Below are 26007 nucleotides of genomic sequence, written 5' to 3' on the forward strand. Positions count from 1 at the left end.
GCAATTCAAATTAATCAGGGTATTTACTACTAAGATTCATTCTTTCCCGGGAAGTTTCTTCCACGCTACGGTGTTACGTAAATAAACCGGTTCAGCATGTTCCACCGCAACCGTCTTTCCTGCTGCCAGCATTTGAGTGGCGACAGGCAACATGTCTTCAGCAGCCGGAAGCAAAACGCCGCCATCAATCAGCATCAGACCACTGTCTTTGCCGAGTTCAGGCCATGCCGACCAGCCTGTGCCAACCGTCGCCCAATCGCCGGAAAGTTGCAGCAAACGCTCATGAACTTGTTCTGGTGTTAATACCGCTTCCGTCTCTTCGCCGTGCCAGACGCCGTCTTCATCACGTTGGTATTCGGCCCAGTAAACTTCACCCATACGTGCGTCAATCGCCGCCAGCACGCGCATTGCCCCAGTTTTACGCCAGGCTCCCTGCGCCATTGTTGCCAGAGTTGAAACGCCGATCATGGGTAATTCCGCACCTAATGCCAGCCCCTGAGCAATACCGATACCAATACGTACACCGGTAAAACTTCCGGGACCGCGACCAAACGCCAGCGCGTCGATCTCCGTTAAGGTAGTACCGTCATCAGCCAGGATGTCCTGAACCATCGGCAGGATTCGTTGGGTATGTTCTCGTGGGCAAAGCTCGAAATGAGCCTTGATATTACCGTCATTCCACAGGGCAACAGAGCACGCTTCTGTGGCGGTATCGATAGCCAGAATTCGCATGGGTCTTCGTGATCAGATCAATAAATTTGGCGCGCATCTTACCATACTCCGTAACAAATTACTCAGCCGTTGGTATAGCAAGAAATCGAACAGCGCGGGCAATGTCACGCGTACGCGGTGCCGGCGGCAGACTCGCCAGGAAGGTGGCGCCATAGGGTCGCATCACCAGCCGGTTGTCACAAATCACCAGCACACCGCGATCGTCAGCATCACGTATCAAACGCCCCACCCCCTGTTTCAGGGTGATAACCGCATCCGGGAGCTGGACTTCGTCAAAAGGATCGCCGCCGCGCAGGCGGCAATCTTCCATTCGCGCTTTCAACAATGGATCGTCCGGTGAGGTAAACGGCAGCTTGTCGATAATAACCAGCGAAAGCGTATCACCACGCACGTCCACCCCTTCCCAGAAACTACTGGTAGCCACCAGTAAAGCATTCCCCGCGCTAACAAACTGTTGCAGCAGTTGCCCTTTGCTGGTCTCTCCCTGCAACAACACGGGAAGCGTCATGGTGGCGCGAAACTGTTCCGCCAGGTCGCGCATCATCGCGTGCGAGGTACACAGCATAAAACAACGACCGTTGTTCGCCTCGATGATTGGCCGCAACATAGATGCCAACTGGCGCGCCGCCCCTGGCTGATTAGTTTGCGGTAGATTACGTGGTACGCACAGCAGCGCCTGACGCGTGTAATCAAAGGGGCTAGGCAGCAGCATCGACTCCGCCTGTTCAATACCCAGCCGCGCCGTAAAGTGGTGGAGATCATCGTTTACCGACAACGTCGCTGAGGTGAAAATCCAGCAGCCCGGTTTTTGTTCCATCACTTCTTTGAATTTATCCGCCACCGTGAGTGGCGTCAGCGCCAGGGTGAAATGGCGCGAGGTGCATTCATACCAGTAGCTGAACCCTGGCTGGTTAATCTCTTTTAGCCGTTTCAAACGGGTGCGATACAACGTGGCTCGCTCAAACGCCGCATCCAGCAGTGCCGAACGTCCCAGAGAGAGTTTTGCCACGTCGTAACACAGCTCCAGGGTATCATCGAGCAGTAAAAATGCTCGCTGCACGCGCTGATCCGCCAGCAGCTCCCGCAGGTTGCCGCGATAGCCCGGCTCACCCAGTTGCAGGCGGAAATCCTGTGCGCTTTGAGCAAGACGGTCAGCACACTTTTGTAGCTGTTGAGTATCTTTCAGCTCGGTGCGATACGCGATGGTAATGTCCTTTGCCAGGTCGAGAAGTTGGCGGCTGGAGAGTGACTGACCAAAATACTGGCTGGCGATATCCGGTAGCTGATGGGCTTCATCGAAGATCATCACGTCGGCCTCAGGGATCAGTTCACCGAACCCACTCTCTTTCACTACCATATCGGCAAGAAACAGATGGTGGTTTACCACTATAACGTCTGCGTCCATCGCTTTTTTACGCGCTTTGACAACAAAACACTCTTTATACAGCGGGCAGTCGCTGCCCAAACAGTTGTCGTTGGTGCTGGTCACCAGCGGCCAGGCCTGTGAATCTTCGGCCACACTGACACAGGTGCTGATGTCTCCATCGAGGGTTTGATTTGACCACGATCGCAACAGAATAACGTCGCTTAATATCTGGACCGGCAGGTCACCGCCCGCCAGTGCCTGTTGTTCAAGTCGCTCCAGGCAAAGGTAGTTGGAGCGCCCTTTCAATAGCGCCAGTTTGCCGGTGAATTTCAACGCTTTTGCCACAGTAGGCAGATCGCGGCTGTAAAGCTGATCCTGCAGTGCTTTCGATCCGGTAGAGATGATGACTTTCTTTCCAGCGCGCAGCGCGGGGGCAAGATAGGCGTAGGTTTTCCCTGTTCCGGTCCCGGCCTCTACGACAAGCGGCTGTGATTTTTCAATGGCATGCGCGACGGCCAGGGCCATCTGTCGTTGTGGTTCACGTGGTTTAAAACCCGGTATCGCTTTAGCCAACTGACCGTCTGCTGCAAAATCGTCCGTCACACTACCCCCTGTTCATTTGAACAGGGATTATGTCAGGCCATCGGGTCTTTCGCCAGTTGAAGAGGTGACGTGAGACTGACATTATGGCAGTCTTGCGGCGTAAAAATGGAAATTTAACGAGGAAAAATGTATGACTATCGTGCGTATTGATGCCGAGGATCGTTGGTCTGACGTGGTGATTCACAACAACACGTTGTATTACACCGGTGTGCCGGAAAATCTGGATGCAGACGCATTCGAACAAACGGCAAACACGCTGGCGCAAATTGATGCTGTGCTGGAAAAACAGGGCAGCAACAAGTCACGTATTCTTGATGCTACCCTGTTTCTGGCTGACAAGAACGATTTTGCCGCTATGAATAAGGCCTGGGATGCCTGGGTTGTTGCCGGTCACGCCCCGGTACGCTGCACCGTACAAGCCGGGTTAATGAACCCAAAATACAAAGTTGAGATAAAGATTATCGCTGCGGTGTAACCGACGTTACTCGTCTTCGTCTTCATCTTCAAAACGCGCCACGATCCGTTCGCCGGTATGGCTGGCGCGTAATTCAGCAGCCACTTTCGTAATCGCCTCGCCACTGCTCATCCCCTGGGATATCAGTTCATGAATGCGTTCAACCGCCTGTTGCTGCTGATCGTGCGTGAGTGAAGGTAAACCTGCAATCATGGTGAACTCCTGCTAAATTATTAGCGCTAATTATTTCATGCTACCCGGCACATAGCCAGTGAAGTAGCAACGAGTCAGGACTGATGAAGACGTTATCTCCCGCTGTAATCACACTACCCTGGCGTCTGGACGCCGCTGAGCACTATTTTGCCACATTAAGCCACCAGCCCTGGGCAATGCTTTTGCATTCAGGCCATGCCGACCATCCGCATAGTCGCTTTGATATTCTGGTCGCCGACCCCATCACAACGCTGGTCACACGTGCTGAAGAGACCGTTGTGCATGACCGGCACGGTACTATGCAAACGGTTGATGATCCGATGACGGTCTTACACTCGGCGCTGACATCGCTGGCTATTCAGCCCGATTATAATCCCGATCTTCCGTTCCAGGGAGGCGCGCTGGGTCTGTTTGGCTATGATTTAGGCCGCCGTTTTGAATCTCTGCCAACGGAAGCCGAACAGGATATCACGCTACCGGACATGGCGGTTGGCATTTACGATTGGGCGCTGATTGTCGATCATCAGTTGCAAAAGGTGTCACTACTTAGCCACTCCGATGTGCAGGCACGACGCCGTTGGCTGGAAAATCAACAGATATCCGTGCGCGAACCGTTTTCGTTAACATCCTCGTGGCGGTCCAACATGACCCGTGCGCAGTACGGTGAAAAATTCCGTCAGGTGCAGCGTTATCTGCACAGCGGCGATTGCTATCAGGTCAATCTTGCCCAGCGCTTTCAGGCGCATTATCAGGGCGATGAGTGGCTGGCGTTTGTACGTCTAAACCATGCGAACCGCGCCCCGTTCAGTGCATTTTTACGTTTTGAGGAAGGGGCGATTCTCAGCCTTTCGCCTGAACGTTTTATTCAGTTAGAAAACCAGCACATCCAGACGCGTCCCATTAAAGGCACATTACCCAGACTGGACTCCCCTGATGCCGATCGTCTGCAGGCTCAAACACTGGCGAACTCTCCAAAGGATCGGGCGGAAAACCTGATGATCGTCGACTTGATGCGCAACGATATAGGCCGCGTTGCCGTGCCAGGGTCGGTAAACGTACCAGAACTCTTTGTGGTTGAGCCGTTCCCAGCCGTGCATCATCTGGTCAGTACCATCACCGCGCATTTGCCAGAGACGTTGCATGCAGCAGATTTGCTACGCGCAGCCTTCCCAGGAGGGTCAATTACCGGCGCGCCGAAAGTTCGGGCAATGGAAATTATTGATGAACTGGAGCCACAAAGACGTAACGCCTGGTGCGGCAGTATTGGTTATCTGAGTTTTTGCGGCAATATGGATACCAGTATCACCATCCGTACTCTGACAGCTGTAGACGGACAGATCTACTGCTCTGCGGGCGGCGGCATTGTTGCAGACAGTCAGGAAGACGCGGAATATCAGGAAACGTTTGATAAAGTGAATCGTATTTTGCACCAACTGGAGAACTAAACAGTGGAATACAGCAACCTGACGCTTGATGATTTTTTATCGCGCTTCCAGCTTTTGCGTCCGCAAATAAACCGGGAAGCGTTAAACCAGCGCCAGGCAGCTGTACTTATTCCTGTAGTCCGGCGCGCGCAACCAGGACTCCTGTTGACCCAACGTTCCGTTCATCTACGCAAGCACGCCGGACAGGTCGCTTTTCCCGGCGGTGCCGTGGACAGCAGCGACGCTTCACTGATTGCCGCCGCGTTGCGCGAAGCACAGGAAGAAGTCGCGATTCCGCCCGAATCAGTGGAAGTGATCGGCGTTTTGCCTCCGGTCGACAGCGTAACGGGCTTCCAGGTCACTCCTATAGTGGGGATAATTCCACCTAATTTGCCCTATCGGGCCAGCGAAGATGAAGTTTCCGCCGTTTTTGAAATGCCGTTGGCACAGGCCCTGCATTTGGGACGCTACTATCCACTGGATGTTTATCGTCGTGGCGATTCTCATCGGGTCTGGCTCTCCTGGTATGAGCATTATTTCGTCTGGGGAATGACCGCTGGGATAATTCGTGAGCTGGCGCTGCAAATTGGCGTGAAACCCTGACTATACTTATCTTTACGCGCAGAAGACACAACCTGAAACTCCCGTCACAACATTAGTAAAATCGCGGTTATCTATTAGTTTAATTCATGTGAATAGTTAAGCCGATCGCCGCGTTCCCTCTTACACTATGCGCAGTTATAACATCGTTACTGGAAAGCCCAGTCGCCCTGTAGGAGTATTATCGTGATTAGTCTATTCGACATGTTTAAGGTGGGGATTGGTCCCTCATCTTCCCATACCGTAGGGCCTATGAAGGCAGGTAAACAGTTCGTCGATGACCTGGTCGAAAAAGGATTACTGGACAGCATTACTCGTGTTGCCGTCGACGTGTATGGTTCACTGTCGCTCACGGGTAAAGGTCACCACACCGATATCGCCATTATTATGGGTCTGGCAGGTAATGAACCTGCGACCGTAGACATTGACAGCATTCCCGGATTTATCCGCGACGTAGAAGCGCGTGGTCGCCTGCTGCTTGCGCAAGGCCAGCACGAAGTTGATTTCCCGCAGAATGACGGAATGCGTTTTCACAACGGTAACCTGCCGTTGCATGAAAACGGTATGCAGATCCATGCGTACAACGGCGAAACCGTCGTTTACAGCAAAACATACTATTCGATCGGCGGTGGATTCATCGTTGATGAAGAACATTTTGGCCAGGATGCAGCGAATGAGGTCAGCGTGCCTTATCCGTTCAAGTCCGCAACCGAAATGCTGGAGTACTGTAACAGCACTGGCTTGTCGCTCTCTGGCATGGTGATGCAGAACGAACTTGCGCTGCACAGCAAGAAAGAGATTGAAGAGTACTTTGGCAACGTCTGGCAAACCATGCAGGCCTGTATTGACCGTGGGATGAATACCGAAGGGATTCTGCCGGGTCCGTTGCGCGTTCCTCGCCGAGCTTCTGCCCTGCGCCGTATGCTGGTCTCCAGCGATAAACTCTCCAGCGATCCGATGAATGTGATCGACTGGGTGAACATGTTTGCGCTGGCCGTTAACGAAGAGAACGCCGCCGGTGGCCGCGTGGTGACTGCACCAACCAACGGTGCCTGCGGCATCGTGCCTGCGGTACTGGCTTATTATGACCATTTCATTGAGTCCGTCAGCCCGGATATTTATACCCGCTATTTCCTGGCGGCCGGTGCAATTGGCGCATTATACAAAATGAACGCCTCTATCTCTGGCGCGGAAGTGGGCTGTCAGGGCGAGGTTGGCGTGGCATGCTCGATGGCTGCGGCAGGTCTGGCGGAACTGCTGGGTGCAAGTCCTGAGCAGGTTTGTGTTGCTGCCGAAATCGGTATGGAGCACAACCTGGGGCTGACCTGTGATCCGGTTGCCGGACAGGTTCAGGTGCCTTGTATTGAACGTAACGCGATTGCCTCCGTTAAGGCTATCAACGCTGCACGAATGGCAATGCGTCGTACCAGCGCCCCGCGCGTCTCGCTGGATAAAGTCATTGAAACAATGTACGAAACCGGCAAGGACATGAACGCCAAATACCGTGAAACATCACGCGGTGGCCTGGCGATTAAAGTCCAGTGTGACTAATACTTATTTTTCGCCCATCTGCGACGGATGGGCGAATTTACTTCCTCATCCTCGTCTAGCGTAATTTTCCCCACTACACTTGCTCTGTTGCTGTTGGCTAATGTGACCAACGGCTTATCGGGCGGCCCGCATGCAAACAGCACAACGGATCATCAAAACTTATCGTCGTAACCGCTTAATCGTCTGCACAATTTGTGCACTTCTGACGCTCATACTCACATTGTCTGCCCGATTTATTTCGGAGCGTAATTTAAATCACCATTACACTGTCACTTTTGCCAATCATGCCGTAGAAGCGCTGGATAACGTGCTCCTTCCCCTACAGGCCGGACGCGATGTGCTACTGCCGTTGATAGGTTTGCCCTGTTCCGTGGCGCGTTTACCCCTGAGCAAACATGCCGCCAGACTACAGACAGTGCGCTCTATAAGCCTGATCCAGCGCGGCATTCTCTATTGCTCAAGCATTTTTGGTTATCGCAATACCCCAATTCGCCAGCTACAACCTGAGTTGCCCAGCCGGGAGCCGCAGCTTCTGTTGTCTACCGACCATTCGCTTATCAAAGGCAGCCCTATTCTTACGCAATGGTATCCGTCGTCTGTTGATGGTGAAGATGGCGTTCTGGAGATCGTCAATATTGATTTGTTATCAACGATGCTGCTTGAGCCTCAGCCGCCGCAGATAACCAAAGCAAGTCTAACTGTCGGCAACCGTCACCTGCTTTACGGTCAAGGTGTTGTAGATACGCTGCCTGCACTTGATGATGAAAAAAGTTACCAGTTGTCGTCACAACATTTTCCTTTCGCAATCAGCGTTACAGGCCCTGGGGCCAGCGAGCTGGCGTTAAAAAATCTGCCTACTCAATTACCCTTAGCGGTGATGCTCAGCCTGTTAGTGGGCTACCTTGCATGGCTGGCTACGGCCAACAGAATGAGTTTTTCCTGGGAAATCAATCTGGCCCTCGCTGCACGCGAGTTTGAGTTATTTTGCCAGCCTCTGCTAAATGCCAGCACCCAACAGTGCACCGGTGTTGAAATCCTCTTGCGCTGGAATAACCCCCGCCAGGGCTGGATTTCGCCTGAAGTTTTCATTCCTATTGCTGAAGAGCACAACCTGATCGTACCGCTGACCCGCCATGTCATTGCAGAAACCATTCAGCAACGACACGTTTTCCCGATGAGCAGCCAGTTTCATATCGGTATCAACGTTGCCGCCAGCCATTTTCGCCATGGAACGCTGTTAAAAGATCTCAACCAATACTGGTTCAGCCAGCACCCTATTCAGCAGTTAGTCATTGAGTTGACTGAGCGTGATGCCTTGCTTGATGTGGATTATCGGGTAGTGCGCGAATTACATCGTATGGGGATTAAACTGGCCATTGACGATTTTGGTACCGGAAACAGCTCGCTCTCCTGGCTGGAAAAGTTACGTCCGGATATTCTGAAGATTGATAAATCATTCACCTCCGCGATTGGCACTGACGCCGTGAACTCGACGGTTACCGACATCATCATCGCGCTGGGGAAAAAACTGAATATTGAACTGGTGGCTGAAGGGGTAGAAACGCAGGCGCAGGCACAACATTTGCGGCGTCATGGCGTGCATGTATTGCAGGGATTTCTCTATGCCCAGCCGATGCCGCTGCGTGATTTTCCTAAATGGTTGGCGGGCAGTGCACCACCACCCGCCCGGCATAAGGGCCATATCATGCCCCTTATGCCGTTTCGCTGAACCGAATTATACGTCTTCGTCGTGAGCCGATTGTTCTTTAACAATGCGAACTAAATCCACACGGTAATCGTTGGCTTCGACAATCGTAATGCTCAGCGGTGCGACCTCAATAACATCCCCAACACGCGGAATGTGGCCGTTAACCGCAATCACCAATCCAGCCACCGTGGCGATATCCTGGTCTTCATCCACCAGCGTATCAACGTCCAGCGCCTGCTGCAGAGCATGCAGATCGGTTCCACCTTTCACCAGCCAGCTACCCGCTTCGGCAACTATCTCGGGCGTTTCATCGGCATCCGGGAACTCACCGGCGATAGCTTCTAATACATCCAGCGGTGTCACCAGCCCCTGGACGACGCCGAACTCGTTAGTGACGATAACAAAGCTACCGCGGGCGCGACGCAATACACCTAACAAATTAATCGGATCCAGCGTTTCCGGTACAACGATAGCCGGAGAGGCTGAAGCAATTGCAGCCACGTCTACGCCATCCTCAAGCGCCACCAACAGCTCTTTTGCCCGAACGATACCGATAATTTCGTCAAGCTCACCACGACACACCGGGAACAGGCTGTGCGGAGAAGAGAGCAGCTGTTCTCGGATTTCCGCCACGCTCAGGTCAGCATCAACCCAACTGATTTCACCACGCGGCGTCATAATGCCACGTAATGAACGCGATGCCAGGGAAAGAACGCCGTTGATCATGTAACGCTCTTCTTCAACGAACTCCCCTTCTGGTACAGGTACCGGCACCGGATTGTCAGATTCAAGCTGCGCACCGGTCTGACGCTTACCGCCCATCAGACGCAGAATGGCATCGGCCGTACGTGCACGCAGCGGCAATGTCGACTGGTGGCGAATAAAGTTACGGCGGGCAATCTGGTTAAACAGTTCGATTATGATCGAGAAGCCAATGGCCGCGTACAGATAACCTTTCGGAATGTGGAAGCCAAACCCTTCGGCGACCAGACTCAAACCGATCATCAGCAGGAAGCTCAGACACAGCACCACGACCGTTGGATGTTGATTCACAAATCGTGTCAGCGGCTTTGATGCCAGCAGCATTACCGCCATCGCTATCACGACAGCAGCCATCATGACCGGCAGATGGTTCACCATACCCACCGCGGTAATTACTGCGTCCAGGGAGAAGACCGCATCCAGGATGACAATCTGCGTCACTACGACCCAGAAGCTCGCATAGCCTTTTGACTGGCCGGTATCGTGTTCTCGGTTTTCCAGCCGTTCATGTAGCTCGGTAGTGGCCTTGAACAAGAGGAAGATACCCCCCAGCAGCATAATCAGGTCTCGCCCGGAGAACGCGTACTCCATCACCGTGAAAAGCGGTTTTGTCAGCGTCACCATCCAGGAAATAACGGACAGCAAGCCTAAACGCATAACCAGTGCCAGTGACAACCCGATCAGACGTGCTTTATCCCGCTGTTTAGGCGGCAGTTTATCAGCCAGAATCGCAATAAAGACCAGGTTATCAATACCCAGAACAATTTCGAGAACAACAAGCGTGAGCAAACCCACCCAAATCGAGGGGTCCATTAAGAATTCCATGACAAGCTCCTGCTTAAAGAATGACCAAACTGCGCCCTGAACATCTCAGGCGTTAAAGCAATATGCAGAAAAATTTTGTGGCAAAAAGTGCCAAACTGACAGGCGTGATACGGCCTAAAGGTGAAATGACGTCGGTGACGATCCATACGGTGGGCTACTACCCTATACTCCTGAGTTATTAAACATATGCTAAACATAACAGAGACAACCGTTTTTTAGCAAAGATTTACCTTCCTTTGCAATAAGTTGTTTCGGAGATATTTTACTCTTCGAAATTTCTTTTCATCGGAAGTTAATTTACGGATCTTCATCACACAAAATAATTTTTTCGATATCTAAAATAATTCACGAAATCATATGTTTTTCTTTGTAACCCTTATCTGAATCGATTCGATTGCGGACGACGATTCAAAATACATCTTCATGTTGATGTGTTAACGATAATAAAGGAGGTAGCAAGTGACCATTGCTATTGTAATAGGCACACATGGTTGGGCTGCAGAGCAGTTACTTAAAACAGCAGAAATGCTGTTAGGCGAGCAGGAAAATGTCGGCTGGATCGATTTCGTTCCAGGCGAAAATGCCGAAACGCTGATTGAAAAGTACAACGCTCAGTTGGCAAAACTCGACACCAGTAAAGGCGTGCTGTTTCTCGTTGACACATGGGGAGGCAGTCCGTTCAACGCTGCGAGCCGCATTGTCGTCGATAAAGAGCATTACGAAGTGATCGCCGGCGTGAACATTCCGATGTTGGTAGAAACGTTCATGGCGCGCGATGACAACCCAAGCTTCGACGAATTAGTCGCTCTGGCGGTTGAAACCGGTAGCGAAGGAGTGAAAGCGCTGAAAGCAAAACCGGTTGAAAAAGCCACGCCAGCCCCGGTTGTAGCACCAAAATCTGCAACGCCCGCAAAACCAATGGGACCGAACGATTATATGCACATCGGCCTGGCGCGTATTGATGACCGTTTAATCCACGGTCAGGTGGCAACTCGCTGGACCAAAGAAACTAACGTAACCCGTATTATCGTCGTCAGTGATGAAGTCGCAGCAGATACCGTACGTAAAACGCTGCTAACTCAGGTTGCTCCCCCAGGTGTTACGGCGCACGTGGTTGATGTCGCAAAAATGATTCGCGTCTACAACAACCCAAAATACGCTGGCGAACGTGTGATGCTGCTGTTCACTAATCCGACCGACGTAGAACGTATCGTCGAAGGTGGCGTGAAAATTACCTCCGTGAACATTGGCGGCATGGCTTTCCGTCAGGGTAAAACTCAGGTAAATAACGCAATTTCCGTTGATGAAAAAGACATCGAAGCCTTCAAGAAACTCAACGCGCGCGGTATTGAGCTCGAAGCCCGTAAAGTTTCTACCGATCAGAAATTGAAAATGATGGATTTGATTGCCAAAGCGGCGAAATAACCACCTGGCATTTACTTAGTTTTCACACTTAAGTCTGTATAGCAATAGGAGAAGTACAATGGAGATTACCACTCTTCAGATTGTGCTGGTGTTCATCGTCGCATGTATCGCGGGTATGGAGTCGGTGCTCGATGAATTTCAGTTCCACCGTCCGCTGGTGGCCTGTACGCTGATTGGCGCCGTTCTCGGGGATATGAAAACCGGTATTATCATCGGTGGTACCCTGGAAATGATCGCCCTCGGCTGGATGAACATCGGTGCAGCTGTTGCGCCGGATGCCGCACTGGCCTCAATTATTTCTACTGTTCTGGTTATCGCGGGCCATCAAAGCATTGGTGCCGGTATCGCGCTGGCTATCCCACTGGCAGCAGCAGGCCAGGTTCTGACCATCATTGTTCGTACCATCACCGTTGCATTCCAGCACGCCGCGGATAAGGCAGCCGAAAGTGGCAACCTGACGGCGCTATCCTGGCTGCATGTGTCCTCTCTGTTCCTGCAGGCAATGCGTATCGCTATCCCGGCGGTTATCGTGGCGATTTCTGTTGGGACCAGTGAAGTCCAGAGCATGCTGAATGCCATTCCTGAAGTGGTTACCGGTGGCCTGAACATTGCTGGTGGTATGATCGTCGTAGTCGGTTATGCAATGGTCATCAACATGATGCGTGCAGGCTATCTGATGCCATTCTTCTACCTCGGCTTCGTCACTGCGGCGTTTACTAACTTCAACCTGGTTGCTCTGGGTGTGATTGGCGCAGTTATGGCCATCCTCTACATTCAGCTGAGCCCGAAATATAACCGCGTAGCCGGTGCGCCAGCGCAGGCTGCTGGTAATAACGATCTTGATAACGAACTGGACTAGCAGGTGAGCGAAATGGTTGATATGACTAAAACTACCACCGAGAAAAAACTCACTCCGAGTGACATTCGTGGCGTGTTCATTCGTTCTAACCTGTTTCAGGGGTCATGGAACTTCGAACGTATGCAGGCGCTGGGTTTTTGCTTCTCCATGGTACCGGCTATCCGCCGTCTGTATCCGGAGAACAACGACGCACGTAAACAGGCTATTAAGCGTCACCTGGAATTCTTCAACACCCACCCGTACGTAGCGGCACCAGTACTCGGCGTAACGCTGGCGATGGAAGAGCAGCGTGCTAACGGCGCAGATATCGACGATGGTGCTATTAACGGTATCAAAGTTGGTCTGATGGGACCGCTGGCAGGCGTGGGCGACCCTATTTTCTGGGGAACCGTTCGTCCGGTATTTGCCGCACTTGGCGCCGGTATCGCAATGAGTGGCAGCTTGCTGGGTCCGTTGCTGTTCTTTATCCTGTTTAACCTGGTTCGTCTGGCTACGCGTTACTACGGCGTGGCTTACGGTTACCGCAAAGGTGTCGATATCGTTAAAGATATGGGCGGCGGCTTCCTGCAGAAACTGACTGAGGGGGCGTCAATCCTCGGCCTGTTTGTCATGGGAGCATTGGTTAACAAGTGGACGCATGTAAACATTCCGCTGGTGGTTTCCACTATCACCGGTCAGGATGGTCAGACTCGCGTTACCACCGTGCAGACTATCCTTGACCAGCTGATGCCGGGCCTGGTGCCTCTGCTGCTGACCTTCGCCTGTATGTGGCTGCTACGTAAGAAAGTTAACGCCCTGTGGATCATCGTTGGCTTCTTCGTCATCGGTATCGCGGGTTACTCTGTCGGCCTGCTCGGCCTGTAAGGGTGCTGTACATCACCGGGGGCATGCCCCCGGTTTTTCTATTTAGAGGGTTGAGGATTCATGACTATCACGGACCTGGTGCTGGTTCTTTTTATCTTATCGCTACTGGCGTTTGCTATTTACGATCAGTTCATCATGCCCCGCCGTAATGGCCCTACTCTGCTCGCAGTTCCCCTGCTTCCTCGTAGCCGTGTTGATAGCGTCATCTTCATTGGGCTGATCGTTATTCTTATCTACAACAACATCACCAGCCACGGGGCGCAATTCACCACATGGTTATTATGTGCACTGGTACTAATGGGGATATATCTGTTCTGGATCCGCACCCCAAAAATCATCTTTAAACAAAAAGGATTCTTCTTCGCCAATGTCTGGATTGAATATAACCGGATAAAAGAAATGAATTTATCTGAAGATGGCGTACTGGTAATGCAATTAGAACAGAGACGATTGCTCATTCGCGTACGAAATATAGACGATCTCGAAAAAATATATAAACTTTTAATTTCAAATCAATAAGTTAAAAAGATAGCCTAAACTATGTTTTTTTGTATTTCACCGAAAACACAACATAGCTAAGGCTATATTCTGGCGCTATGAATGTTATTTATTTTAACGTTTTATCCACACTTAAATCTAAATGAAAATCGTTTTCAATTAGAAGTCAAATAATATTTCCCCCTTTCTTGTTTTATATTCTCAAAATATGTTAAGGTTGCGCCCGTCGTTGGGGAGTAGCCGATTTCCAGAATCCGGAAATGTACGTGTCAACATACTCGTCGCAAGACGTGGCACGTACGGACTAATCATAATTAGTCAGGCGAGACCATAGACACATCAACTGCAATGCATGCTTTATGAACCGCGTGTTCTGACATGTATGGTTACTGGGGGCAGTGATGTGTTATATGGATACCCCGGTCAGGACGCTGTTATGAATATCACCGCTACTGTTCTTCTCGCTTTCGGCATGTCGATGGATGCCTTCGCAGCATCGATTGGCAAAGGTGCCACCCTACATAAACCCAAATTCTCCGAAGCCCTGCGTACTGGCCTTATTTTTGGCGCAGTTGAAACACTCACGCCGCTGATCGGCTGGGGTATGGGCATGCTGGCAAGTAAATTTGTACTCGAATGGAACCACTGGATTGCGTTCATCCTGCTGATTTTTCTGGGCGGACGAATGATCATTGAAGGCTTCCGCGACAACGATGATGAAGATGAAGAGCCGCAGCGTCGACATGGTTTCTGGCTGCTGGTCACTACCGCGATTGCCACCAGTCTGGATGCGATGGCTGTCGGTGTGGGTTTGGCTTTCCTGCAGGTAAACATCATCGCAACTGCCCTGGCCATAGGCTGTGCCACGCTAATAATGTCTACACTGGGAATGATGATTGGTCGCTTTATCGGCCCGATGTTGGGCAAACGGGCTGAAATTCTGGGTGGGCTGGTACTGATTGGCATCGGTGCCCAGATCCTCTGGGCACATTTCCACGGTTAATTTTCACGCTGCCAGATATGAATGCTAAAGTCTGTCTGGCAGTCAAATGTCGTTTTCCCCGCCAGCGTCTCCCAGACCTCCGGTTTTGCCCGCCAGGCGAACGGTGTCATTTGCAGTAATGCCACTGCCTCACTGCCGCTCAGTTGCATCTGATATCCCAGCGCAATGCTCTGTTGCAGGTCAAAGCCTTCCAGTTGCTCGGTATGGGGCGCATGCAGACGCACGTCGTCATAGATCAGCCCTTTCAGCTCCATTAAATGACGCGGTCCCGGCGTGGCCGTAATCACCCATCCGCCAGGTTTAACAACCCTGGCAAGCTCTTGCGCCTTGCAGGGGGCATAAATCCTGACAATGGCGTCCATTGATGCATCAGCAAATGGCAAACGATGACTTGATGCTACGCAAAATGTCACCTGCGGATACCGCCTGGCTGCGGCCTTAATCGCCACTTTTGAAACATCCAGACCGAATGTTGAGTTGCCCGTTATCGCGTCGGCAAAAGCATGCGTGTAATACCCTTCCCCACAGCCGATATCAAGAATCGCCGCCTGCTCTGACACGAGTCTTTCTTTCAGTACATTCACAATCGCATCGCGCAGCGGCTGATAATGTCCGGCATCGAGAAATGCCCGGCGTGCTTGCATCATTTCTGCGCTGTCACCGGGATCGCGCGACCGCTTATGCTGAACAGGAAGTAAGTTGACATACCCTTCTTTAGCCACGTCAAACTGATGCCGTTGAGGGCATATAAAGCTGTTTTTATCTTGAGTAAGAGATTGATGGCAAAGGGGACAGGAAAACGACATGACAACTCCGGCTGATGACTTCGGGGCGCAAGTGTAACGCGAATTACGCCCCGGGAAAATAACTTACAACGATGGTGCAGAGAGCTTATCGTCGTGCATAACCAGCAAATGGCTCGAGTCGGCGGGCATTCCATCCGGTTTAACGTTCTCCAGACGCAGAACGTCCCCCATTATCTGGCTAAATACAGGAGCCGATACTGCGCCACCATAGTAAGCCCCATTTTGTGGGTTGTTGATAACGACCACCAGTGCAAATTTAGGGTCGCTTGCCGGAGCGACACCTGCGGTATAGGCCACGTATTTATCGACATATTTACCGTCATCGCCAATTTTTTTCGCCGTACCGGTTTTAACCGCAACCCGATAATCTCTCACCGCAGCCTTTGTTCCCCCGCCACCAGGTAAAGCGACACTTTCCATCATATGTTCAACTTGATGAACTAACGCTTCCGGCATGACGCGTCTGCCAATGACCGGCGGGTCGATACGGGTGATGGAAAGCGGTCGGTAAATGCCAAAGCTGCCAATCGTGGCATAAACATGCGCCAGCTGTAGCGGCGTCACCATCAAACCGTAACCAAACGCGAAAGTTGCACGGTCCAGATCGCTCCAGTAACGCCTCTGAGGCATTAGACCGTTGCTTTCACCGGTTAATCCCAACCCGGTAGGATCGCCAAAACCAAAGCTTTTGTAAGTATCAAGCAAGCGCTGTACGGGCATTGCAAGTGAGAGATGGGAGACACCAGTATCGCTCGACTTTTGCAAAATACCGGTCAAAGATAGTTCAGGATAAAATCCTACGTCACGAATGCGATGCCCATCGACATAAAAAGGATGAGTATCTATCACGCTGTCTGGCTGCACAATTCCCTGTTGAAGAGCCGTCATAATTACCAGCGGCTTGACGGTAGAGCCAGGCTCAAAAGTATCGCTAATCGCACGATTGCGAAAATCATCCAGCACCGCACCGTCGCGGTTGTTGGGGTTGAAGTCAGGGAAACTTGCCATAGAGAGAATTTCACCCGTGGCAATACTGACCAGCACTGCAGCACCGGACTCTGCCCTGTTCCACGTAACGGCATTGTCCAGCGCGTCCTCGGTTACTGTCTGCAAACGTTCATCAATACTAAGCTGCAATTCATGTGCAGGTACCGGCATTACTTCGGTGATATTTTCTATTACATGCCCAAATTTGTCTTTACGTACCAGCCGGGAACCCGGTTTACCCATCAACTGGGCATTGAAGCTTTTCTCAATCCCTTCGATACCCTGACCATCAATGTTAGTAAAGCCAATCAGGTTGGCAGCGACATGCCCTGCGGGATAGAAGCGACGGGTCTCTTCGCGCAGATTGATACCCGGAAGATTGAGCTTATCGATCCATTCAGCTTGCTGAGGTGAAATCTGTCGAGCCAGGTAGATAAAACGTCCGGCAGGATTGCTGTTAACCCGTGCAGCCAGTGTACTAAGCGACAGATGCAGCGTCTTTGCCAGCGCTTGCCAGCGTTCGCTATATCCAACGCCCCCCTTGCTAATAATGATCTTAGGATCGGCCCAGACAGCATTAACCGGTACGCTTACTGCCAGCGGACGCCCTTCTCTGTCAGTAATCATTCCGCGTGGCGAGGCCGTTGTCACCTCACGTAAAGAACGCATATCTTCCTGTTTTACCAGACTCGTTGGCGTAACAATTTGCAGCCATGCCACCCGACCAAGTAACAACCCCAGACTCAACAATATTGCCACGCAGAGCAGGGCAAAACGTACGGGAGTAAAATTGCGTGTATCGCCGTCGTTTCTCTTTTTCACCCGACCTCCAGCAAGATAGTTTTTCAGGTGACTGATTTAACGGGAATTGACGAGAGAAAGCGGGAAAAACAATGCTACGAACATCGCGCCTTTGCAACAAAGCGCTAATGGGAAGGCATTCAGAAATGTTTTGACGTAATTTGAATTAAAAAGCCCCGCATATGCGAGGCTTTATATCTGAGGTTGATGCGCCTGGGCGCTTCAAATCAGTGGTATCGATCAGATAGCTGTTACGTTAACAGCAGCCGGACCTTTCTGGCCGTCCTGAATTTCGAACTCAACGTTCTGGCCTTCAGCCAGAGTTTTGAAGCCGTTACCCTGGATTGCAGAGAAGTGTACGAACACGTCTTTGCTGCCGTCAGCAGGAGTAATGAAACCAAAACCTTTAGACTCGTTGAACCACTTAACTTGACCTTTAATCTTTGCCATTTGCAAAATTCCTTAGAGTATTTTCTTCGCCCGCAGGCATAACATAGATAAAACTGAGACATTACTGCTTGAGGCACTAATATAAGGTTCGGCAGAGAAGCGGTATTCAACGTCAACGTGTTTACTCAGGACTTCTTTACTGAAAATGCCACACATAAACAGAACTGTACCTCGTTTAACCCAAAACGTGTTATCACATACAACGATAATAATGGCAAGCCATTTTTAAACGTGTCTCGATCGGTCGCACAAATCCAGAAGTTCATCAAACAGCGACTGCACAGTTATGCGCCAAATCGAGTAAGGATATATCCATACCGCCCTCGCCCTGCCCCAACTGGCTTGCGCCATTGCCGGGACATTTCTACCATAGCTCAATAGGTTCGGTTGTTCCAGATTCTCTGATGCGTCGTGTGCTGAATATCATTTTTTATGCTTAGTAATGCATAAATTATCACAACGGTAAAAATGGGATCCGCATTCTGATTTTGCAGAAAAATAATGAAAGAATGATGACAATGCACAAAAAAGTTAGAGAAACGTTTCGCTGATAATAAAAACGATCGCTATCACAAAAATGCAATAATCATATTATTAACGTATGGATAATTATATTTAAGCCATTTCAGGAATAAGGAATTAATTGGTCAGGGGTCTGGAGAAGTGACGTTGTGTGCATGATCACACGTGTATTGCACAACCGAGACAGCGGAAAATGATCTTGATATTGTTGTCGACAGGATGAAGCATCTGAGAACAATGTCAGCAGACTCTCACCCTGTCTTTCTGGTTACTACCGTTCTGCTACCAGGCGGATGATGTCGTCATCTTCATCCTGTTTTTGCACCGCAGGCTCTGCTGCCTTCTCGGGCTCGTTAGCTTCACAAAGACGACGAAGCAAAGCGTTCTGTCGTTTTTGCTGCTCCAACAATGCTTCGAGCAACTCAATCTGCTCATTAGTACGTGAACTTGCACGATTGATGAAAAACCACAGCACAAGCCCGATTACCAGAACCACCACCGATACAACTAAAGACGCAAAATTCAACACGCCAGAGTTCAAAACTTCGTTCATTTCACCACCTCAATGTAGACAGCGTAGTTTACCACTGCCGCACAAGAAGGTAATCAACTGTTGCAAAAATGCGCTTACCAGGGAATAAATTTATTGATGGCGCAAATGCCGCTGAAAAATTGTACGTCCTGATCGCACATGATGTTGAACACCTGCGCCCACATCAGTATGCCCACCAGCACGACAACTATCAGAACCACCCATCGAATTTTTTTCACTCCAACTCCACTCTCCGAATCCAGATTTTATGCTGCTAAATTATCACGCGTTACCTAAACCCAGCGTTAACTGTAGCGGCATTAAATATTTTTAGGAATGATTCACTTGTTTCATCCAGTGTACAAGCTAATCTTATAATAACGAGAAAAGATAAGAGGTTGTAATGCGTCTGATTATTCGCGCTATTGTATTGTTGGCTCTGGTTTGGATTGGTTTATTACTCAGTGGCTACGGAGTTTTGATAGGAAGCAAGGAGAACGCGGCAGGTCTCGGTCTGCAATGCCAGTATCTGACCGCACGTGGCACCAGTACCGCACAGTACGTTCACAGCAACAGCGGTATCATCGGTCTGTCTGATTGCCCCGTGTTACGCAAAAGCACAGTGGTTGTCGATAACGGTTAATATAAGAGCAATATAGCCGGTAAGTTATTTATTACATCTTCAACTTATATTGACTATTAAAAAAGCCCCGGAAAAATATCTGGGGCTTTTTAACATGTCGAAAACTAGCCAGATCAGAATGGGTAGTCGTTATAACCCATTTGTTCTGAAATTTTACGCGCTGCTGTGTGCAACATCGCGACATACTCATGTAAGCGCTCTTCGGAGAAACGCAAGGTCGGGAATGAAATACTCAGTCCCGCAATCACGACACCGAAACGGTCAAACACTGGTACGCCGATGCAACGCAGACCTTCTTCCTGCTCTTCATTATCTTCGCCGTAGCCCTGCTCACGCACTTTATCTAACAACAGCAGCAGCTCATCAGTATTGGTTATTGTGCGCTCAGTGCTGCGTTTGTACTCAATACCATCGAGGATCTGCTTCACTTCCTCACGGTCACGCCAGGCCAGCAGTACTTTACCAATAGCTGTACTGTACAATGGGTTACGGCGACCTACGCGAGAATACATGCGTAAATTGTACATCGAGTCGATTTTATGAATGTAGACAATGCTGTCTTCGTCCAGAGCCCCCAGATGCACAGTCTCTTTTGTCAGACGCGAAAGTTCGCGCATCTGAATGTCAGCGCTTCTAATCAAATCAACGTTTTGCAACGCGCGAGCGCCCAACTCAAACAATTTCAGGGTCAGCGAATATTTCTCAGACTCCCCTTCTTGTGCCACATACCCCAGCGTTTTCATGGTCTGCAAAAAGCGATAAACGGTGCTTTTCGACATCATGACGCGTTGCGACAGTTCGGTAATACCAATTTCGCGCTCTTCACCCAGCGCCTGCAGGATGCCAAAAACCTTCAGCACGGAAGATACAGAATCGGGTTGTTTATCCAGATCTGCGATTGCCATTTATCACCTCATTACGAGTGTTTTATAAAAATCAGAACCGGTTTTTATTATAATTTCACGCAATGCCCCTCGCAATCCATCTTTGCTTACTTAGTTACAAATCTGCGACATAACGCCTGAATATCAATGCTAATATCATTATTCTCATCATCATACCCGACAACATTGACTTCCTATGGAAAGAATCCAGGCCGATGGCCTGCCATTGCCCCAGCGATATGGCGCAATTTTAACCATTATTATTGGTATCTCTATGGCAGTGCTGGATGGTGCAATTGCTAACGTTGCTCTTCCGACGATTGCCGCAGATCTTCAGGCCTCCGCAGCCAGTTCAATTTGGGTCGTTAACGCCTATCAAATTGCGATTGTCGTCTCACTCCTGTCACTCTCATTTTTGGGCGATATGTTTGGCTACCGACGTATTTATAAATGTGGGTTGGTCATTTTTCTGTTCGCTTCATTATTTTGTGCCTTATCAGATTCCTTACAAATGCTAACGCTGGCGCGAGTGGCTCAAGGTTTTGGCGGGGCAGCGCTAATGAGCGTTAATACGGCGCTGATAAGACTTATTTATCCCCAACGCCAGCTTGGCCGGGGGATGGGCATTAACTCCTTTATTGTGGCGGTCTCTTCAGCAGCTGGTCCTACAATTGCCGCGGCAATACTGTCCGTTGCGTCATGGAAATGGTTATTTTTGATTAACGTGCCGTTGGGGATTATTGCGTTACTACTGGCAATGCGTTTTTTACCGGCCAATGCTGCCCGGCAGTCAACACCACGTTTTGACTTACCGAGCGCGGTGATGAATGCCCTGACCTTCGGATTGCTGATTACCGCACTCAGTGGATTTGCGCAGGGACAGTCTTTGACGCTCATTGGTATAGAACTGGCGATGATGATCGTGGTCGGTTTTTTCTTTATTCGCCGTCAACTGTCACTGCCAGTCCCTCTGCTGCCGGTCGACTTGCTGCGTATCCCACTTTTCTCATTGTCTATCGGCACGTCTATCTGTTCTTTTTGCGCTCAGATGTTAGCTATGGTGTCACTCCCCTTTTACCTGCAAACCGTGTTGGGTCGCAGTGAAGTGGAAACAGGTTTGCTATTGACTCCCTGGCCGCTAGCCACCATGGTCATGGCCCCACTTGCTGGCTATTTAATTGAACGGGTACATGCCGGACTATTGGGTGCGATGGGGCTGGCGACAATGGCTGTTGGCCTTTTCTCGCTGATGCTACTACCCGCTTCACCGTCTGATTTTAATATCATCTGGCCGATGATACTTTGTGGCGCCGGATTTGGCCTTTTCCAGTCACCAAATAACCATACTATCATCATGTCGGCCCCCCGGGATCGTAGCGGAGGCGCAAGCGGTATGTTAGGGACGGCACGTTTGCTGGGACAAAGCAGCGGTGCGGCGTTAGTCGCGTTGATGCTGAATCAGTTTGGTGACAGTGGGACTCACATGTCGTTAATGACGGCAGGTGTTCTGGCCACGGTAGCCGCGATTGTGAGTGGTTTACGTATTACGCAACCTCGGGTTCAGGGGTAAAAAAAAGCGCGTCCAGGGACGCGCTTTTCTCTCATGCTTCCGCAGGTTATTTCAGGTATTCCCCACTGCGCAACGCTTCAATACGTTTATCCAACGGAGGGTGGGTCATAAACAACTCACTCAACGATTTAGATTTACCATTGATGCAGAACGCCATCATGCTGGTTGCTTCCTGTGGCTCATAGCTGGTTTTCAGACGCTGCAGTGCAGCAATCATTTTCTCACGACCAACCAGTTTTGCTGAACCCGCATCCGCATGGAATTCACGATGACGCGAGAACCACATGGTAATAATGCTCGCCAGAATACCAAACACCAGTTCCAGCACCGTCGCTACCGCAAAATAAATTAACGGGTTGCCGTTGCTGCCCTCACCTTCTTCACGGTTTCCGCCCATAAAACCAGCGGCAATCTGCGCGAGAATACGCGAGATAAAGATTACGAAGGTGTTCACCACGCCCTGAATCAGCGTCATGGTGACCATATCGCCATTGGCAATGTGGCTTATCTCATGTGCAATAACGGCTTCAGCTTCATCCGGGCTCATGTTTTGCAGCAAGCCCGTACTGACCGCCACCAGTGACGCATCACGGCGCGCACCAGTTGCAAACGCGTTAATATCTGGCGCATGGTAGATAGCAACCTGCGGCATAGCGATACCAGCCTGACGAGCCTGTGTGGCTACAGTATTCATCAGCCAGCGTTCTCTTTCATTACGGGGCTGTTCAATCACTTCCCCGCCAACGGACTTTAACGCCATCCATTTGGACATCAGCAGCGAAATGAAGGAACCACCAAAACCAAACAGCAGTGCCATGATCAACAAGCCTTGAACGCTGCTTGACTGGATCCCTGTCAGGCTCAATACCAGCCCGAAAACGACCATCACAGCCAGGTTCGTCAGCAGGAAGAGCGCGATTCGCATCATAATTTTCTTTTAACCTCAATTTAACAAAACGCACTATGCGATTACCCATATCGTATGGGTCTTACAGCTATTTTCAAGCATGCATACGTGCTAAGTCACCAGAAAGACACAACTTTACATTTTATCGTATCAGGCTGACGACTTCATGCGCTTGTTAAAAAAAACAGGCACAATTTCTTGTGCCTATTTGTTTTTACTGACTTGTTGCGGGCTGTTCCGCTGGCTTATCTTTTTCCAGATGCGCCAGATCGAGCGCGATTTTAACCGTTTCATCCAGGTACGGATCCGGCTCCTGGTAATCCTTCGGCAGATCGTCCAGTTTCTTCAGCGGCGGCTTGCCTTCACGTTTAAAACGATCGTTTATGCGCGCCAGACGCATCGCGTCATCTTCGTTATTCTCTTTCTCACGCTGGGCGTAATTAAGAGAAGCGATGTTGCGCTTATCCTTCATTGCATTGAAACGGGCAATATCTTTCATGATGTACTGGAACTCAGGATCGTTCGCAATACGTGCATTATGCTCTTTCAGCAATTCAGGACCGAACGGCGTCAAATTATCCGACTTCGTATAGGTCGCCGCATCGATGCTATCCCAAGGCAAAGCGTTATCTTCAAACTTCTCACCGGTTTCTGTTTCTTCATTACCTGTCGGCATGATGATATCCGGCGTAACGCCCTTACGCTGCGTACTGCCACCGTTTACACGGTAGAACTTCTGAATAGTGTACTGAACTGAACCCAGCGCAGGCCATTCCGGACGTAACATCTGATCGTAGATACGGTTCAGAGAACGGTACTGCTGTACCGTGCCTTTCCCGAAGGTCGGTTCACCGACAATCAACGCACGACCGTAGTCCTGCATTGCCGCAGCAAAAATCTCCGATGCCGAGGCACTGAAGCGGTCAACCAACACCACCAGCGGACCTTTGTAGTAAACAACGCCGTCGGTATCGCTGTCTTCGCGCACCTTACCGTTATTATCACGAACCTGAACAACCGGACCAGAAGGAATAAACAGACCGGAAAGCGAAACGGCTTCAGTAAGCGCCCCACCACCATTAGTACGCAGATCGATAATCACACTGCTGACATTCTGTTTTTCCAGCTTCTGCAGCTGAACTTTGACATCGTCCGTCAGACCAACATAGAAGCCTGGAATATCCAGTACGCCGACTTTTTCTTTGCCAACGGTTTTCACGGACATTTTAACAGCACGATCTTCCAGACGAATGCGTTCACGCGTCAGCGTTACAGTACGCGTCTTAGTGCCTTTACCGGCAGGCAGGATCTCAAGACGAACCTTGCTGCCTTTTGGTCCTTTGATCAGCGCTACAACGTCATCAAGACGCCAGCCAATGACATCAACCATGCCTTTACCCGACTGACCTACGCCGACAATGCGATCGCCTACGCTAATCGCCTTGCTCTTGGCCGCCGGGCCACCCGCAACCATAGAATTAATGACGGTATAGTCATCATCCATTTGCAGAACGGCACCAATACCTTCCAGAGACAAACTCATTTCGGTATTGAACTGTTCAGTGTTACGCGGGGACAAGTAGTTAGTATGCGGATCGATTTCGCGCGCAAAAGCGGTCATAGCCAGTGAGAACACGTCTTCACTGTTAGTCTGCGCCAGGCGGCGGATCGCAAATTTGTAACGACGCGTCAGCGTTTCACGAATTTCTGCATCGGTCTTGCCGGTCAGTTTCAGGCTAAGTTCATCGAATTTAACTTTGCCGTCCCACAGAGCATTAAGCTCTGCTTCGCTTTTCGGCCACGGCGCTTTGCTGCGATCAAGATTAAAGGTGTCGTTACCGGTGAAATCCATTGGACGCGCCAGCACGCTTAATGCGTACTGATAGCGTTCAAATCGACGTTTTTGCGCCAGATTATAGAGGTCGTAAAACACATCCAGCTTGCCCGTACGCAGTTCATCAGCCAGGACGGCTTTCTTTTTGGCAAACTGCTCTATATCACTCGCCAACAGCACGTTATGGCTGTAGTCGAGCAAATTCAGATAGCGGTCAAAAATTTTTGCCGAAAACGCCGGATCCAGATCGAACTGGCGATAATGTGAACGCGTAAAGCGCGATGTTACACGTTCACTCACTGTCGCATGCTGCGTTTCTTCCTTTAAAACGGGGATTTGATCGGCACGCGTGATGTCTTCCACAGCGAATGCCTGGCCTGCTAATGCAAGCAGACCAGCTAACGCGGTAAGCCTAAAAAAAGTGTTCATGCCAGGCCAGGCCTCCGTTTCAGAACACCAGGTGTTCTGCGCGTACAATCAAAGACATACCCGAATTCAGCTGTACACGGACGCCATCTTTGGTGATTTCTAATACGGTGGCATCCATCGCATTATTTCCTGCTTTCACCTTCAAAGACTGCCCTACCTTCAGCACTGAAATATCAGAGACTGGGGTATGCTGTTCTTCACGAGGAGCACGCGGTGCCTGAGCAGCCGGTTTTTCAGCGCGAGGATTACGCGGAGCGGCATCTTTACGACGCGGAGCAGGACGCGGCTTACGCTCACGACGCGGTGCGTCCTCTTTTTCACCCGCAGCAGCGGCCGCTTCGCGTTTTTTCGCCTGTTGCTCTGCACGCTGCGCCTGAACGCGAGCTTTTGCTTCTTCAAGCTGTTTACGCGCATGCTCAACGTGCTGCTCATCCAGCTCACCACATGGGTTGCCGTCGAGATCAACACGCGTTGCGCCCAGCTTAACGCCATACAGATAGCGCCAGCTTGAAGTATATAGACGTAAGGCAGAACGAAGCTGAGTCTTGCTGAGGTTCATTTCACCCTCAACACGCTCTACCAGATCCTGAAAAATGCCAATTTTCAGCGGGCGCGCTTCGCCTTCCGCACTAAAACACTGCGGGAAGCGTTCGGCCAGAAACGCGATGACTTCTTTACTACTATTCAACTTAGGTTGATTTTCCATGAAATTTCCTGATTACAACGGACGTAGCCAACAAGCGCAGGCATGAACA

At 50.4% G+C, this 26007-nt stretch carries 26 protein-coding genes and 1 riboswitch; of the genes, 12 read left to right on the forward strand and 14 right to left on the reverse strand.

Annotated features, from left to right (window positions below; all coding sequences use genetic code 11):
* Positions 1–36: 36 nt before the first annotated feature.
* Entirely contained in the window at positions 37–732 is a 696-nt protein-coding gene (gene tsaB, locus LG384_RS13295) for a tRNA (adenosine(37)-N6)-threonylcarbamoyltransferase complex dimerization subunit type 1 TsaB (protein ID WP_225761062.1), read from the reverse strand.
* Positions 733–790: 58 nt separating this feature from the next.
* Positions 791–2701, reverse strand: coding sequence for an ATP-dependent DNA helicase (locus tag LG384_RS13300; RefSeq protein WP_045443927.1), 1911 nt, complete (start codon positions 2699–2701; stop codon positions 791–793).
* 130 nt (positions 2702–2831) lie between these two features.
* Between LG384_RS13300 and LG384_RS13305 the strand changes: the two genes are divergently transcribed.
* On the forward strand, positions 2832–3176 hold the full coding sequence (locus LG384_RS13305; RefSeq protein WP_045443929.1) for a RidA family protein: 345 nt from the start codon (positions 2832–2834) through the stop codon (positions 3174–3176).
* 6 nt (positions 3177–3182) lie between these two features.
* Here LG384_RS13305 and LG384_RS13310 read toward each other — a convergent pair whose 3' ends face one another.
* Positions 3183–3368, reverse strand: coding sequence for a YoaH family protein (locus tag LG384_RS13310; protein ID WP_045443940.1), 186 nt, complete (start codon positions 3366–3368; stop codon positions 3183–3185).
* 83 nt (positions 3369–3451) lie between these two features.
* Here LG384_RS13310 and pabB point away from each other — a divergent pair, with 83 nt between their 5' ends.
* The 4 genes from pabB to LG384_RS13330 all read left to right on the forward strand — a co-directional run bounded on the left by pabB (position 3452) and on the right by LG384_RS13330 (position 8672).
* Positions 3452–4813, forward strand: a complete 1362-nt coding sequence (pabB, locus tag LG384_RS13315; RefSeq protein ID WP_225761063.1) for an aminodeoxychorismate synthase component 1 — start codon at positions 3452–3454, stop codon at positions 4811–4813.
* Positions 4814–4816: 3 nt separating this feature from the next.
* Entirely contained in the window at positions 4817–5395 is a 579-nt protein-coding gene (locus tag LG384_RS13320) for a CoA pyrophosphatase (protein WP_225761064.1), read from the forward strand.
* Between the two features lie 183 nt (positions 5396–5578).
* Entirely contained in the window at positions 5579–6943 is a 1365-nt protein-coding gene (gene sdaA, locus LG384_RS13325; RefSeq protein WP_045443949.1) for an L-serine ammonia-lyase, read from the forward strand.
* Between the two features lie 130 nt (positions 6944–7073).
* Positions 7074–8672: an EAL domain-containing protein gene (locus tag LG384_RS13330; protein ID WP_225761065.1), complete on the forward strand. Its 1599-nt coding sequence runs from the start codon at positions 7074–7076 to the stop codon at positions 8670–8672.
* Between the two features lie 6 nt (positions 8673–8678).
* On the opposite strand, the gene yoaE is transcribed toward LG384_RS13330, so the two are convergent.
* Positions 8679–10238, reverse strand: a complete 1560-nt coding sequence (gene yoaE, locus LG384_RS13335) for a CNNM family cation transport protein YoaE (protein ID WP_045443964.1) — start codon at positions 10236–10238, stop codon at positions 8679–8681.
* A 459-nt stretch (positions 10239–10697) separates the two neighbouring features.
* Between yoaE and manX the strand changes: the two genes are divergently transcribed.
* The 5 genes from manX to mntP all read left to right on the forward strand — a co-directional run bounded on the left by manX (position 10698) and on the right by mntP (position 14887).
* On the forward strand, positions 10698–11663 hold the full coding sequence (gene manX, locus LG384_RS13340) for a PTS mannose transporter subunit IIAB (RefSeq protein WP_225761066.1): 966 nt from the start codon (positions 10698–10700) through the stop codon (positions 11661–11663).
* A gap of 58 nt (positions 11664–11721) precedes the next feature.
* Positions 11722–12522, forward strand: coding sequence for a PTS mannose/fructose/sorbose transporter subunit IIC (locus LG384_RS13345; protein WP_045443971.1), 801 nt, complete (start codon positions 11722–11724; stop codon positions 12520–12522).
* A 12-nt stretch (positions 12523–12534) separates the two neighbouring features.
* Positions 12535–13386 (forward strand): PTS mannose transporter subunit IID, encoded by an 852-nt coding sequence (locus tag LG384_RS13350; protein WP_045443974.1) that lies wholly within the window; start codon positions 12535–12537, stop codon positions 13384–13386.
* 60 nt (positions 13387–13446) lie between these two features.
* The gene (locus tag LG384_RS13355) at positions 13447–13905 is read left to right on the forward strand and encodes a DUF986 family protein (RefSeq protein WP_045443977.1); all 459 of its coding nucleotides are present in this window, start codon (positions 13447–13449) and stop codon (positions 13903–13905) included.
* Positions 13906–14103: 198 nt separating this feature from the next.
* A riboswitch (yybP-ykoY riboswitch) is annotated at positions 14104–14204 on the forward strand.
* 116 nt (positions 14205–14320) lie between these two features.
* Entirely contained in the window at positions 14321–14887 is a 567-nt protein-coding gene (gene mntP / locus LG384_RS13360; protein WP_045449666.1) for a manganese efflux pump MntP, read from the forward strand.
* On the opposite strand, the gene rlmA is transcribed toward mntP, so the two are convergent.
* The 6 genes from rlmA to mgrB all read right to left on the reverse strand — a co-directional run bounded on the left by rlmA (position 14884) and on the right by mgrB (position 19224).
* The gene (rlmA, locus tag LG384_RS13365) at positions 14884–15693 is read right to left on the reverse strand and encodes a 23S rRNA (guanine(745)-N(1))-methyltransferase (protein WP_045443980.1); all 810 of its coding nucleotides are present in this window, start codon (positions 15691–15693) and stop codon (positions 14884–14886) included. The genes mntP and rlmA overlap by 4 nt on opposite strands.
* Before the next feature lie 63 nt (positions 15694–15756).
* The gene (gene ftsI / locus LG384_RS13370) at positions 15757–17502 is read right to left on the reverse strand and encodes a peptidoglycan glycosyltransferase FtsI (protein ID WP_048221309.1); all 1746 of its coding nucleotides are present in this window, start codon (positions 17500–17502) and stop codon (positions 15757–15759) included.
* Positions 17503–17721: 219 nt separating this feature from the next.
* Positions 17722–17931, reverse strand: coding sequence for a transcription antiterminator/RNA stability regulator CspE (gene cspE, locus LG384_RS13375; RefSeq protein ID WP_001062678.1), 210 nt, complete (start codon positions 17929–17931; stop codon positions 17722–17724).
* Between the two features lie 12 nt (positions 17932–17943).
* Positions 17944–18087: a DUF2627 domain-containing protein gene (locus LG384_RS13380; protein WP_003034983.1), complete on the reverse strand. Its 144-nt coding sequence runs from the start codon at positions 18085–18087 to the stop codon at positions 17944–17946.
* A gap of 637 nt (positions 18088–18724) precedes the next feature.
* Positions 18725–19006, reverse strand: a complete 282-nt coding sequence (locus tag LG384_RS13385; protein ID WP_045443989.1) for a YebO family protein — start codon at positions 19004–19006, stop codon at positions 18725–18727.
* A 74-nt stretch (positions 19007–19080) separates the two neighbouring features.
* Positions 19081–19224 (reverse strand): PhoP/PhoQ regulator MgrB, encoded by a 144-nt coding sequence (gene mgrB / locus LG384_RS13390; RefSeq protein ID WP_045443992.1) that lies wholly within the window; start codon positions 19222–19224, stop codon positions 19081–19083.
* Between the two features lie 164 nt (positions 19225–19388).
* Between mgrB and LG384_RS13395 the strand changes: the two genes are divergently transcribed.
* Positions 19389–19628, forward strand: coding sequence for a YobH family protein (locus LG384_RS13395; protein ID WP_045444005.1), 240 nt, complete (start codon positions 19389–19391; stop codon positions 19626–19628).
* Between the two features lie 113 nt (positions 19629–19741).
* Here the strand turns inward: LG384_RS13395 and kdgR are convergent, their stop codons facing one another.
* Complete coding sequence (kdgR, locus tag LG384_RS13400) at positions 19742–20533, reverse strand: DNA-binding transcriptional regulator KdgR (RefSeq protein ID WP_045444008.1); 792 nt, start codon at positions 20531–20533, stop codon at positions 19742–19744.
* 175 nt (positions 20534–20708) lie between these two features.
* On the opposite strand from kdgR, the gene LG384_RS13405 reads away from it, so the two are divergent.
* Positions 20709–22082: an MFS transporter gene (locus LG384_RS13405; RefSeq protein WP_225761067.1), complete on the forward strand. Its 1374-nt coding sequence runs from the start codon at positions 20709–20711 to the stop codon at positions 22080–22082.
* Between the two features lie 46 nt (positions 22083–22128).
* Here LG384_RS13405 and htpX read toward each other — a convergent pair whose 3' ends face one another.
* From htpX to proQ, 3 genes are all read right to left on the reverse strand, one after another.
* A complete protein-coding gene (gene htpX, locus LG384_RS13410; protein ID WP_045444014.1) occupies positions 22129–23010 on the reverse strand; it encodes a protease HtpX in 882 nt (293 codons plus the stop codon).
* A gap of 193 nt (positions 23011–23203) precedes the next feature.
* The gene (gene prc, locus LG384_RS13415; protein ID WP_225761068.1) at positions 23204–25252 is read right to left on the reverse strand and encodes a carboxy terminal-processing peptidase; all 2049 of its coding nucleotides are present in this window, start codon (positions 25250–25252) and stop codon (positions 23204–23206) included.
* A 19-nt stretch (positions 25253–25271) separates the two neighbouring features.
* Positions 25272–25958 (reverse strand): RNA chaperone ProQ, encoded by a 687-nt coding sequence (proQ, locus tag LG384_RS13420; protein ID WP_045444020.1) that lies wholly within the window; start codon positions 25956–25958, stop codon positions 25272–25274.
* Positions 25959–26007 lie beyond the last annotated feature (49 nt).

The organism is Citrobacter sp. Marseille-Q3906 (assembly GCF_916618775.1).
In the GTDB taxonomy this organism is placed as follows: Bacteria; Pseudomonadota; Gammaproteobacteria; order Enterobacterales; family Enterobacteriaceae; genus Citrobacter; species Citrobacter murliniae.

What these genes read in the sequence shown, in the direction of transcription:
- yoaE (WP_045443964.1), bottom strand. Translation starts at nt 10,238, where the DNA reads ATGGAATTCTTAATGGACCCCTCGATTTGGGTGGGTTTGCTCACGCTT.
- tsaB (WP_225761062.1), bottom strand. Translation starts at nt 732, where the DNA reads ATGCGAATTCTGGCTATCGATACCGCCACAGAAGCGTGCTCTGTTGCC.
- LG384_RS13380 (WP_003034983.1), bottom strand. Translation starts at nt 18,087, where the DNA reads ATGTGTGGCATTTTCAGTAAAGAAGTCCTGAGTAAACACGTTGACGTT.
- LG384_RS13385 (WP_045443989.1), bottom strand. Translation starts at nt 19,006, where the DNA reads ATGAACGAAGTTTTGAACTCTGGCGTGTTGAATTTTGCGTCTTTAGTT.
- cspE (WP_001062678.1), bottom strand. Translation starts at nt 17,931, where the DNA reads ATGGCAAAGATTAAAGGTCAAGTTAAGTGGTTCAACGAGTCTAAAGGT.
- LG384_RS13310 (WP_045443940.1), bottom strand. Translation starts at nt 3,368, where the DNA reads ATGATTGCAGGTTTACCTTCACTCACGCACGATCAGCAGCAACAGGCG.
- pabB (WP_225761063.1), top strand. Translation starts at nt 3,452, where the DNA reads ATGAAGACGTTATCTCCCGCTGTAATCACACTACCCTGGCGTCTGGAC.
- kdgR (WP_045444008.1), bottom strand. Translation starts at nt 20,533, where the DNA reads ATGGCAATCGCAGATCTGGATAAACAACCCGATTCTGTATCTTCCGTG.
- LG384_RS13395 (WP_045444005.1), top strand. Translation starts at nt 19,389, where the DNA reads ATGCGTCTGATTATTCGCGCTATTGTATTGTTGGCTCTGGTTTGGATT.
- LG384_RS13330 (WP_225761065.1), top strand. Translation starts at nt 7,074, where the DNA reads ATGCAAACAGCACAACGGATCATCAAAACTTATCGTCGTAACCGCTTA.
- LG384_RS13350 (WP_045443974.1), top strand. Translation starts at nt 12,535, where the DNA reads ATGGTTGATATGACTAAAACTACCACCGAGAAAAAACTCACTCCGAGT.
- htpX (WP_045444014.1), bottom strand. Translation starts at nt 23,010, where the DNA reads ATGATGCGAATCGCGCTCTTCCTGCTGACGAACCTGGCTGTGATGGTC.
- LG384_RS13345 (WP_045443971.1), top strand. Translation starts at nt 11,722, where the DNA reads ATGGAGATTACCACTCTTCAGATTGTGCTGGTGTTCATCGTCGCATGT.
- LG384_RS13305 (WP_045443929.1), top strand. Translation starts at nt 2,832, where the DNA reads ATGACTATCGTGCGTATTGATGCCGAGGATCGTTGGTCTGACGTGGTG.
- LG384_RS13355 (WP_045443977.1), top strand. Translation starts at nt 13,447, where the DNA reads ATGACTATCACGGACCTGGTGCTGGTTCTTTTTATCTTATCGCTACTG.
- mntP (WP_045449666.1), top strand. Translation starts at nt 14,321, where the DNA reads ATGAATATCACCGCTACTGTTCTTCTCGCTTTCGGCATGTCGATGGAT.
- prc (WP_225761068.1), bottom strand. Translation starts at nt 25,252, where the DNA reads ATGAACACTTTTTTTAGGCTTACCGCGTTAGCTGGTCTGCTTGCATTA.
- LG384_RS13405 (WP_225761067.1), top strand. Translation starts at nt 20,709, where the DNA reads ATGGAAAGAATCCAGGCCGATGGCCTGCCATTGCCCCAGCGATATGGC.
- rlmA (WP_045443980.1), bottom strand. Translation starts at nt 15,693, where the DNA reads ATGTCGTTTTCCTGTCCCCTTTGCCATCAATCTCTTACTCAAGATAAA.
- proQ (WP_045444020.1), bottom strand. Translation starts at nt 25,958, where the DNA reads ATGGAAAATCAACCTAAGTTGAATAGTAGTAAAGAAGTCATCGCGTTT.